Here is an 11,231-nt window from a genome sequence, read left to right on the forward strand (position 1 = left end):
TTGTCATTGGTCATTTGTCATTTGTCATTTGTCATTTGTTTTGGAGTGAAAATTCTTAATTCCTGTACAGACGCGATTAATCGCGTCTCTACTCTGACTTTTTAAATTGTTCTCCGACATAGGATAGTGAATCTTTTAGATGTTTGTGAAAGTAGTTCCAACCTATATCTGCACCAGACAAACCATGACCTCCAGGAAATGCATAAAATACGTGAGCAATGCCTAATTTATTTAAGGTTTCGTTGAAAGCTTTGGTAGAAGCTAGCAAATTAGTATCATTCACACCCGCATCTAGATAAACACGCAATCGCTTCCTATCTTGAACTGGTAGCTGTTGCACAATTTGTTGAGGACTATTTTGGGAACCGCTATCATCAGTAAAGTAACCGCTATGGCTAAACAAAATCTGAAAGTTGTTGAGATAGCGTAATCCGATATTAAATGCACCCCATCCTCCAGAAGATAGACCTCCTAGCGCCCAAAATTGGGGTTCTTCCAAAGTGCGGTAGCGCGACTTGACAACTTGTACTAATTCTGAACCAATCAAAGTCCCCACTTTGCCATTCGGCCCATCAAAGTAATCGGGGTCGTATAAAGGACTAGAACCGCGATTATCATTACCATCAGGTGTAATCACAATCGATGGCGGTAATTTTCCACTTTGATAAAGTTCATGCAATACGTCTAAAAGCGCATATTTAACAGCATAAGCACGAGCATCATCATGACCACCGTGTAGTAAGAATATCACAGGGTAGCGCTTTTGTGGATTTTTGCTATAACTAGGGGGCAAAATCACGCCGTAGTTACGGACTGCACCCATTGCTTGGGAGTTAAAGGTTGCTAATTGAAACTTTAGCCCAGTTGTTGCCTCTTCTTTGGGTGGGTCTAGTTGTGGCGCACCTAAAATGAATACATAATAATAACCAGCAGTAGTAAGGAGGGCGATCGCTGCTACCAAACTAATTAACAATTTATTAATCTTCATATTCTTTATATTCTTTTAACTTTTAAAAAAATCACCTCCATTAGAATTTACTATAATGAATCTTTTGAAAAATGGCAGTTGAGTTTTTCACCTTAACTTTTAAGTATCAACTGGTCGGCAAAAAAATAGTATTATTTCTACTTGTGGTCTGTCAAGTTGAAATTGATGGGCAAGTAAGTTTGTAGTAAAAACTTTAGTCCTTAATTTTCTAAGCACTAAAGTGCTTACTACAAACTTCTCATTACTATAGCAGTCCTAAATTATTTGTAAAATATTTTTGGAGTTGGCTGTCATTAGTCATTAGTCATTTGTCCTTCGTAATCACAAATTGATTAATGACGCGCCGGCGGCTGACCGCAGGGTAGGACAAATGACCAAGGACGACCATAACAAAAATTTTCACAATAGACCTCTTGCATAAATCAAAAATAAAGAACCCCACCCCGCATTTGCTAACGCAATCGCTCCCCTCCTCAAAGCATCCTACCGTGTACACACAAATCATCTGATCCCCCTAAATCCACCTTAAAAAGGGGGAAAAGTTTTATGGAATAAGCTTTAAAGAACTTTTCAATGGTCTGCTTATTTCCGCCGTGCTGTACTAGAGATTTTCAATTATTTTTAGCATTTTTATTATGATTAATACTTAAATTTTTCTCAGCCATATTTGCTGTTTCTGAAGCTTGTCGAAATTGTTCGCCGACAAATGTCAATGAATCGGCTAAATGTTTCCGCCAGTATTGCCAAGTGTGACTGCCAGGAAACTGGCGAAATGAATTGTAAATTTTCAGATGATTTAGGACTTTACTAAATCGCTCTGCTTCGCCGAGTTCATCAGTATCTGATGTACCCGAATCCAGATATATTTTCAGCTTTTTTTGAGCTTGTAAAGGAATGGTTTTAATATAAGATATTGGGCTATTTGCTGGGCCACTTTTATCTTGAAAATAGCCACTATGACTAAATAAAATTGAGAAACGATCTACGTTGTGTAATCCCACATTGATTGCTCCCCAACCACCAGAAGATAAACCACCTATTGCCCAAAAATTTGGATTATTTATTGTACGATAACGGCTTTGTACGACTTTTACTAATTCATCGCCTACGGCTGTAGAGACTTTACCGTTAGGGCCATCGATATATTCGGGATCTCGGTAAGGACTAGAGCCACGCTTGTCGTTGCCATCTGGTGTAATGATGATGCTGGGTGGCAACTTACCTGTAGTATAAAGTTGTTCTACAGTCTTGAGAGCTTGTCCCTTATTCTGAATAAACCAACTACTGGGATCACCATGTCCACCGTGGAGGAGAAAGATTACAGGATACCTTTGTTTTGAGTTTTGCTCATAGCCCGGAGGTAAAGAAACGCCATAAGTGCGACTTGCACCCATTACTTTACTATCGTAAGTTTCAATTTGATAGGTTAGGAGAGTCGCCAAGTTGCTAGTATTGCGCTGGGTTGGAAGAACGGAAGGCGTTGTCTGTAAATCCTGCTGTTGCGGTGGTTTTGCGACGACACCTTGAGAGAAATTACAGCCAACTAAGGTTAATACTGAAAATAGCAAGAAAATTTTAGATTGTTTGTAGTTCATCTTTGAAGGGCATTGGTTAAACAGAGCATTATTGGATAATTGATGCTTGCCTTCAAAAGCTTATGCAAATGATATGTCGATACTGTGTCAACAGGATGGAAAGTTTGCGACTGGTTGTAAATTAAAAGTCAAAAGTTAGGATAAGTTTCTTCATGATGCTTAAAAAGCTGCGACTCAATTTTAGTTCTTTGTTTGGCTTGTTACTGCTGGTGCTTTCCCTGTGGGCGATCGCTCATGAATTGCATGAGTATAATTATCGTGATATCCTCAACTCTCTAGCTGCTATTCCCAAAAGTCGCTTAAGTTGGGCAATTTGGCTGACAGCTTTGGGCTATCTAGTGATGATTGGGTACGATATCTTAGGTTTTAACTACATTAATCGTTCCCTAAGTTGGAATAAGATTGCTTTCACTAACTTTATTAGCTCTGCATTTAGTAATACGATAGGTTTTGCCTTGCTGACTGGTAGTGCTATCCGTTATCGATTTTATGCTAGTTGGGGAGTGTCAGCAGTTGCGATCGCTCAAGTGATTGCTTTCGCCAATTTTACTTTTTGGTTGGGGATGTTTGCTGTTGCAGGTTTCTTATTTCTCATCAACCCCCTGAAGATTCCCACTCAATTACATTTACCTTTTGCTACTGTGCGTCCCATCGGCGTAATTTTTCTACTATTAGTTGCGGCTTATTTACTAGGAAGTATTTTTATTAAACAACCATTAATAATTCGTGGACATGAATTTCGATTTCCTTCTTTTAACATATCCCTGGCTCAAATAGCAATTTCTAGTTTTGACTGGATTCTGGCAGCGGCAGTTCTTTATGCTTTACTTCCTAGCAATATATCTTTGTCATATCTAGACTTCTTAGGCATTTATTTATTAGCGATGTTTGCAGGTGTGGTTAGTAATGTACCTGGGGGTTTGGGAGTATTTGAAACTATAATTTTGCTGATTCTATCCTCAAAAGTTTCGGCGGCGGCAGTTTTGGGTTCAATGTTAGCTTATCGGGGAGTCTATTATTTCTTACCTTTGCTGCTTGCAGCGGGTTTGCTGGGAATATATGAAATTAAATTTAGATCCGAAAACTTCCGAAAATGAATCAACTATCAAATCCAGTTTCAAGATGAACACTAATAGATCCCCGACTTCTTCAAGAAGTCGGGGATCTAACGAATCGATAGCTACTGCTAATCTTAAATACGATATCTTCACAAATAGCGGTGAAAATTCCTAATTTTTGCTGAGGCGATCGCTAAACAAATCCCACAAAAATAGTAAAAGTTAGTTGCAAATTTTGAAGTAGATTTCCAGAAATCATCATCAAAATTCGGTTTTACTGTTTGAGGATAGAAATAATCATGAAAAACAAAGTATTGTTTGGTGCCATCTTTATGGCAACTTGGGTAGGAACATTAATTCCCAGTGCTTTTGCTGCTTCACCCTGTTCTGTGGGACAAAAGGCTGAGGTTCTTTGGAAGGAAGCATGGTATCCGGCAACGGTACTTAAGGTTAATGATGACAAGTGCTATATTACCTACGATGGTTATGATAGTTCCTGGAATGAATGGGTTGGTACTACGCGCTTTCGGGCATCATTTGAAGTTGGAGATGCAGTCAGAATTTTGTGGAAGGGAAAATGGTATCCAGGGCAGGTTTTAGAAGTTAGCAACAATCTTTATAAAATTACTTATGATGGCTACGATAGCTCTTGGGATGAGTGGGTTGAACCTGGCAGGGTAAGCAGATAGAGAATATTTCATTTTTATAAGTTGAAAGGGACGACTTCAACTGTTGGAGTCGTCCCTTAATTTGTTTTATCAAAACAGAATAAAGGCGTCAGTCGTCAGAATTCAGAATGAATTACGTATAGCACAAGCCTTGCTGGTTAGGACATCAAGAGATGATAAAACTTAGACACCAAAAGACTTTTCACCCAGTCCCCAGTCCCTTGCTATACAACTGGTAAGAGGCTGTTAAACTGAGAGCCATAAGTAAAATCTCTTATATTTTGGGAAACTTATGGAGCCAGTATCATTGACAGCTGCTGCGATCGCAACCTTAGTCATCACCAAAGCCTTTGAAAAAACTGGTGAAATCATCGGCGAAAAGGCTTGGGACGAAGGCGAAAAGTTGTTAGTTCTGCTGAAACGCAAGGAACCTAGCACAGCGAAGGTTATCGAACAGGCTAAAACGCAACCTTTAGATTATGGTCAAGCTTATCTTATTGGGCAGCAGGTAGAGGAAGCGGCAAAGAAAGATGATGAAATTGCTCAAGCTGTCGCAGCATTGGCTAAAGAAGCTCAACCGCAATTGACTCAAACTATTGAAAACTATAAAGGGATAATCATTAAAGGCGGAACTAATACTGTTTCTGGCAATACCTTTAACTTCTGACTAAAGTCGCCCGAAGGGGAATCGATACTTTCTACTGAAATACCGCAAAATTTACCCTTGAGTGGGGTAATGGAGTTTGTCGGGCGTGAGGAAGAATTGCAAAACCTCCACCAACTTTTGCAGGATAATAAACAAGTTGCGATCGCTGCTATTTCTGGCATGGGTGGAGTTGGTAAAACAGAACTCGCCCTACAATATGCCATCCAGCACTGCGAAACATACAACGGTGGGCTTTGCTGGTTGCTACCAAAAACTGGGGATGTGGGCATTCAAGTTGTGCAGTTTGCCAGAACGCAGCTTGATTTAAAGCCACCAGAAGATTTTGATTTACTCGCCCAAGTGCAATACTGTTGGCGGCGTTGGCGTGACGGTGATGTGCTGCTAGTGTTGGATGATGTCAGCGATTACGAGCAAGTTAAGCCTTACTTACAGTCGCTACCTTCTCGGTTTAAAGTGCTAATGACTACACGCCAAAAGTTGGGACGCATCGCACAGTTATCTTTGGGTGTGCTGCAACCAGAAGCGGCGCTGGAGTTATTAAGGTCGTTACTCAAAGAAACACCAGAGCGAATTGAGCGAGAATTAGCTTTAGCAAATCAGTTGTGTGAATGGCTGGGATATTTGCCTTTGGGTGTGGAATTAGTGGGGCGCTATCTGGCGCGGAAACAGGATTTATCTTTAGCAGAAATGTTGCTACGGTTGAAGAACAAGCGATTAGATGAGCGTTCTCTGTCTAAATCTAAGTCGGAAGCCGACATGACAGCACAACGAGGTGTGTTAGCAGCCTTTGAGTTGAGTTGGCAGGAATTAGAGGACGACGATAAACAACTGGGCTGTTTATTGAGTTTATTTGCGGCCGCACCCATACCTTGGAAGTTGGTGGAACAGTGTTTACCAGATGAAGATGCAGAAGATTTAGAAGAAATTAGAGACGATAGCTTGCTGAATCTGCACTTACTCCAGCGCAAAGGTGAGGGAATTTATCAATTGCATCCACTGCTAAGGGAGTTTTTTCAATATAAGCTTACAGGTTTAGAGCGGGTAGAGGAATTTAAGCGATCGCTTTGTCGGGTAATGGTAGCAGTTGCCAAAGATATTCCTGAAGACGCTACCCTTAAGCAAATCAGCGATGTCTCCCCTGCCATACCTCATTTAGCAGAAGTAGCTAATAATTTGATTCAATACGTCAGCGATGATGATTTACTTTGGCCTTTTGAGGGCAACGCTACATTTTATAATGCTCAAGGTTTATATAACCAAGCTTTACCCTGGTTGAAACAATGTCTAGAAGTCACTAAAAAACGCTTTGCAGAAGAACATCTATCTGTAGCCGCTAGTCTCAATAACCTAGCGTCTCTTTACAACTCCCAAGGCAGATACAGCGAAGGCGAACCCTTTTACATCCAAGCTTTAGCACTCAGGCGTCAACTGCTGGGTGAAGAACATCCACATGTCGCCTCTAGCCTCAACAACCTAGGGTATCTCTACGGCTTTCAAGGCAGATACAGCGAAGCCGAACCCCTTTACATCCAAGCTTTAGCACTCAGGCGTCAACTGCTGGGTGAAGAACATCCAGATATCGCCACTAGCCTCAACAACCTAGGGTATCTCTACAACTCCCAAGGCAGATACAGCGAAGCCGAACCCCTTTACATCCAAGCTTTGGCACTCTTGCGTCAACTGCTGGGTGAAGAACATCCACATGTCGCCTCTAGCCTCAACAACCTAGGGTATCTCTACGGCTTTCAAGGCAGATACAGCGAAGCCGAACCCCTTTACATCCAAGCTTTAGCACTCAGGCGTCAACTGCTAGGAGATGAACATCCAGATGTTGCCACTAGCCTCAACAACTTAGGGTATCTCTACTACTCCCAAGGCAGATACAGCGAAGCCGAACCCCTTTACATCCAAGCTTTAGCACTCAGGCGTCAACTGCTGGGTGAAGAACATCCAGATATCGCCCAAAGCCTCAACAACCTAGCGTGTCTCTACGAATCCCAAGGCAGATACAGCGAAGCCGAACCACTTTACATCCAAGCTTTGGCACTCAGGCGTCAACTGCTCGGAGAAGAACATCCTAATGTTGCACTTAACCTCAACAACCTAGGGTATCTCTACTACTCCCAAGGCAGATACAGCGAAGCCGAACCACTTTACATCCAAGCTTTAGCACTCTGGCGCAAGCTGCTGGGAGAAGAACATCCATCTGTCGCCCTTAGCCTCAACAACCTAGCGGTATTCTACTACTCCCAAGGTAGATACAACGATGCCGAACCCCTTTGCATCCAGGCTTTGGCACTCAGGCGCAAACTGCTGGGAGAGGAACATCCAGATTTTGCCATTACTCTCAACAATCTGGCAAAACTCTACTACTTACAAGGACGTTACACTAAAGCTGAACCGTTGTATTTGCAAGCTTTGGAGATTTTGGAGCAACGATTAGGGGTAAGTCACTTCCGCACTGTCAAGTGTTGTGAAAATTTGGCAAATCTTCGCGATCGCCTCCCCCCAAATCCAGAATAAGCTAGTTTTGTGCAAAGCATACCGTGATCAAACTGAAAAGCGCGTTCGCGTTCACGGAGCGTCTCGTAGAGAAGCTCACCGAAGATATTCAATGAATGCATTCCCATACTCCGTATGGGAACGAGGAAAGGCTTATCAAGCTAGGTTTTTAGGACTTGTGTGTACACTGTAGCCAATACATCGGGGGGATTAAAGGGGGTAATTTGACTTCTGTATACACCGTAGGCTCAGTGACCGTCGTAGATATCGCTCTGACAAAAACTGTAATACCAGTTTATTATCTATAATGTTGATCGACAAAACTGCCAGATATGGGCTAAAAACTAGTCTGGAAGGTTCTTTTAGTGTGTTCAGGGGACTGGATCTATGATTAAGCTTGGTTTATTGGTACAGTCCCAGAATAATTCTTTGGGTATTGGAAAAGTTACAGAAATATCTGATACCAATGCAAACGTTGAGTATTTCTGCTCTATAGGGCAACGTCTCCAAAAAACTTTACCTTTAAGTTCGCTCTCTCAAGTTAAGCTTGAACCCCAAGCTAGATGCTATATTAAGTCCCAAACTCAGGATAAATGGATAGTTGGCAGAGTTTTTATCTGGGATGATGATACAGAAATGTATCAAATTGATTTACCAGATAAGAAAACTGCGATCGCTACTGAAGAAGACATTTACGTTCGTTGTAATCTACCAAATACAGACCCTATCCAAACTCTGGCGATGAAGGGTCACGAAACGCCCTATTTCCACGACAAAAGATTGGCTTTCGTGAAATCCTTGATTCAGCAACGCGCTGTCAGTCGGGGGATGACGGGACTGATTTCGGCAAATATTAATCTTTATCCTCACCAAGTTGAAGTAGTGCGGCGGGTACTGGAAGACCCAATTCAACGCTACTTGCTAGCAGACGAGGTGGGACTCGGAAAAACCATCGAAGCGGGTGCGATTCTCCGTCAATTTCTTCTCGATGAACCGAAAAAAGGTGCGGTGGTGATAGTTCCGCAATATTTGCTCAAACAATGGCAAACTGAGTTAGAAAACAAGTTTTACATCTCCCATTTTCCCAAACGGGTAGCGGTGCTGGCGGTTGAAGATATTCATAAAATCAACCTGAAAGCAAGGATAGGCTGCTTAATTTTAGATGAAGCCCATCACATCGCAGCAATGGCGACCTCTAAAGATGCAACAGTGCGCCAGCGTTTTCAGACTTGCAAAGAACTTGCTCATAAAAGCGATCGCTTACTTTTATTATCTGCCACTCCGGTTCTCAATCACGAGCAGGATTTTCTGGCCATGTTGCACTTGCTCGACCCGACAACTTATAAACTGGGTGATTTAGCAGGTTTTCGCGCCAAAGTTGCCAGCCGTCAGCAAATTGGTAAACTTCTGCTTTCTTTTAAAGAAGGTGCGGAACCTGTTGTTCTCAAAAGCAACTTGCAGCAATTGCGAAACCTCTTTGCTGAGGATAAGTATTTACTGAAGCTGGCGGATGATTTAGAAAATTGTTTGCAAGCAAACTCTACCAAGCAAGAGCAAATCGTCCAAGCGATTCGCGTCCATGTTAGCGATATCTATCGACTACATCGGCGAATGCTTCGCAACCGTCGCGCGGCGGTGGAAGATGTGATATTTGACCGCAATTTTACGCCAAAAGAAGAGTATGATTTAGACGAGCGATCGCTTGATATCCACGAACTCCTGAATCAATGGCAAAGTGTTGCTCCTGGGGACAAACAATATCAGCGAGTTTTTCTGTTGTTATTTCTCGCTGCTGGTACTTGGTTAGGGATTTTAGAGCAGGTAATTACGGCGCGTTTAACTGCCAAACCTCATGCTAAACTCATCCAGGAATTTAAAGAAGATGATATTCGCGTATTAACTACAACCCCCAAATTCTCTGGTGAAGAAGAGATTCTCCAATCCTTACTAAAAATTGTTCGTCAACCTCAAGAGGACGGACAACGGACGGAAAATTTGAAAACAGTACTGCTGAATCAGCTAGGTACATACTTCAAAATTCCCGCAAATGTTCGCAAGAATCAAAACGAATTCATTACAAGAATACAGCAGAGAATCAAAAGACCAATTACTGGCGATATTCTGCCCAAATTTATTGTATTTACCAGTTTTGTGCAAACTTGTGGCGAAATTGTCCGATATTTATCTGATACCTTTGGTGCCCAGACAATAGCCAGCCATCAATTTGGAGAATCGCCAGATAAGGTTGAAGAAGGCTTAAATCGGTTCAAGAATAACCCAAACTGCTTTATTTTAGTATGCGATCGCTCTGGAGAAGAAGGACGGAACCTCCAGTTTGCCGATTGGTTAATTCATTTTGACCTTCCTTGGTCGCCTAATCAATTAGAGCAGAGAATTGGCAGACTTGACCGCATTGGCAGCAAAATTGGCATCCAATCTAGTGCCTTGATAGGCCCTTACTTAGAAGATAGCCCTCACAATGCTTGGTATAAAGTATTAAAAGATGGGTTTGGTATTTTCCAACAATCAATTGCCAGTCTCCAGTTTTATGTTGATGAGAAACTTGCAGAATTAGAAACAGTTTTGTTTCAATCAGGTGCAGCTGGATTGTTAGAGATGGTTTCACCAATTCAAGAGCAAATTGAAGCGGAAATCGCCAAAATTAGCGAACAAAATGCTCTAGATGAAATTGATGCAAACGATGAAATTGCTACCGAGTATTTTCAAGAGCTAGATAATTACGATGCTCGTCATCTAGAAATTAGGCAAGCAATTGAAGGCTGGATTTGTGACGCACTGGGATTCAGAGGAATCAATAACCCCGATTCATCAGAGATGCGACGTTATCAACCGACAACGCGTACCTTGGTTCCAATAAATGAGTTAAAAAACCGTTTTGCTGAGAGTTCCCTAGACCAATTTGGTACTTATAATCGCAGGGTGGCAAACCAAAATACTGGTATTAAACTCTTTCGGGTTGGCGAAGGATTTGTCGAAGCACTCTTGAACTATATCAACTGGGATGACCGAGGTGAAGCCTTTGCTCTGTGGCGCACTGATGCATCTTGGGACGCGAAAAAAGGGAAGGAATGGTTCGGTTTTCAATGTAATTATGTAGTCGAGGCAAATTTAAGAATTGCCAAACAAGTTTTACTAGATAACAAACTAGATAATTCTCAATTCAAAAACTTGCAGCGACGTGTTGATGCTCTATTTCCACCAATTATAGAAACTATCTATGTTGATGGTCGCAATGAGCAAATCCGGGTTGTTGAGGATAAAGCTCTTTTAAGTATTCTGCAACGTCCATATAAAGATAAAAACAATAATCAAGGACGAGATTACAACCTAGCAAAAGAGCGCTTAGGAATTATTGACGATTTTGTTGATCCTAGTAAATGGCAAAATTTTTGCTATCAAGTGCGTAACACTTCTTCAGAATTACTTTCCAATCGTCCCGATTTTATTGATTTATGTCAAAATTGTGCTAGGGTTGCCGAAAAGAAATTAGCCAATAGAGTAGAACAATTACGTCTACGTTTAAATCAGCAAAGTTGGGATAATGCATTAGCTGAAGAATTGAAGATAGAAACTGCTTTAAATGCAGCCATTCTAGAGGGAATTCGCCAGCCGCTTCTGAGGCTTGATTCTGTGGGTTTTATTATTGTATCGGGGCGATCGCTTGTGCAATTTGAGTGATATAGCAATCGTCAAGGTGGTTAGGACAAACAGTATAATCTATGAGTAAAGTAA

7 protein-coding genes are annotated in these 11,231 nt (G+C 41.6%); 5 read left to right on the top strand and 2 right to left on the bottom strand.

Translation table 11 applies throughout. From position 1 onward, the window contains the following. Nucleotides 1-88: 88 nt before the first annotated feature. Both RMY63_RS24900 and RMY63_RS24905 read right to left on the bottom strand, forming a co-directional pair. Entirely contained in the window at nt 89-988 is a 900-nt protein-coding gene (locus RMY63_RS24900) for an alpha/beta hydrolase (RefSeq protein WP_322731279.1), read from the bottom strand. A 611-nt stretch (nt 989-1,599) separates the two neighbouring features. Next, on the bottom strand, nt 1,600-2,583 hold the full coding sequence (locus RMY63_RS24905; protein WP_322731280.1) for an alpha/beta hydrolase: 984 nt from the start codon (nt 2,581-2,583) through the stop codon (nt 1,600-1,602). A gap of 155 nt (nt 2,584-2,738) precedes the next feature. Here RMY63_RS24905 and RMY63_RS24910 point away from each other — a divergent pair, with 155 nt between their 5' ends. The 5 genes from RMY63_RS24910 to dpdE all read left to right on the top strand — a co-directional run bounded on the left by RMY63_RS24910 (nt 2,739) and on the right by dpdE (nt 11,177). Further along, complete coding sequence (locus tag RMY63_RS24910; protein WP_322731286.1) at nt 2,739-3,680, top strand: lysylphosphatidylglycerol synthase domain-containing protein; 942 nt, start codon at nt 2,739-2,741, stop codon at nt 3,678-3,680. Nucleotides 3,681-3,940: 260 nt separating this feature from the next. After that, the gene (locus RMY63_RS24915) at nt 3,941-4,330 is read left to right on the top strand and encodes an agenet domain-containing protein (protein ID WP_322731281.1); all 390 of its coding nucleotides are present in this window, start codon (nt 3,941-3,943) and stop codon (nt 4,328-4,330) included. A 271-nt stretch (nt 4,331-4,601) separates the two neighbouring features. Continuing rightward, a complete protein-coding gene (locus tag RMY63_RS24920; RefSeq protein WP_292777271.1) occupies nt 4,602-4,976 on the top strand; it encodes a hypothetical protein in 375 nt (124 codons plus the stop codon). Between the two features lie 69 nt (nt 4,977-5,045). After that, a complete protein-coding gene (locus tag RMY63_RS24925) occupies nt 5,046-7,499 on the top strand; it encodes a tetratricopeptide repeat protein (protein WP_322731282.1) in 2,454 nt (817 codons plus the stop codon). A gap of 366 nt (nt 7,500-7,865) precedes the next feature. Continuing rightward, nucleotides 7,866-11,177, top strand: a complete 3,312-nt coding sequence (gene dpdE / locus RMY63_RS24930; RefSeq protein ID WP_322731283.1) for a protein DpdE — start codon at nt 7,866-7,868, stop codon at nt 11,175-11,177. Nucleotides 11,178-11,231 lie beyond the last annotated feature (54 nt).

The sequence above is a fragment of the Nostoc sp. ChiQUE01b genome (genome assembly GCF_034531255.1).
GTDB lineage: Bacteria > Cyanobacteriota > Cyanobacteriia > Cyanobacteriales > Nostocaceae > Nostoc.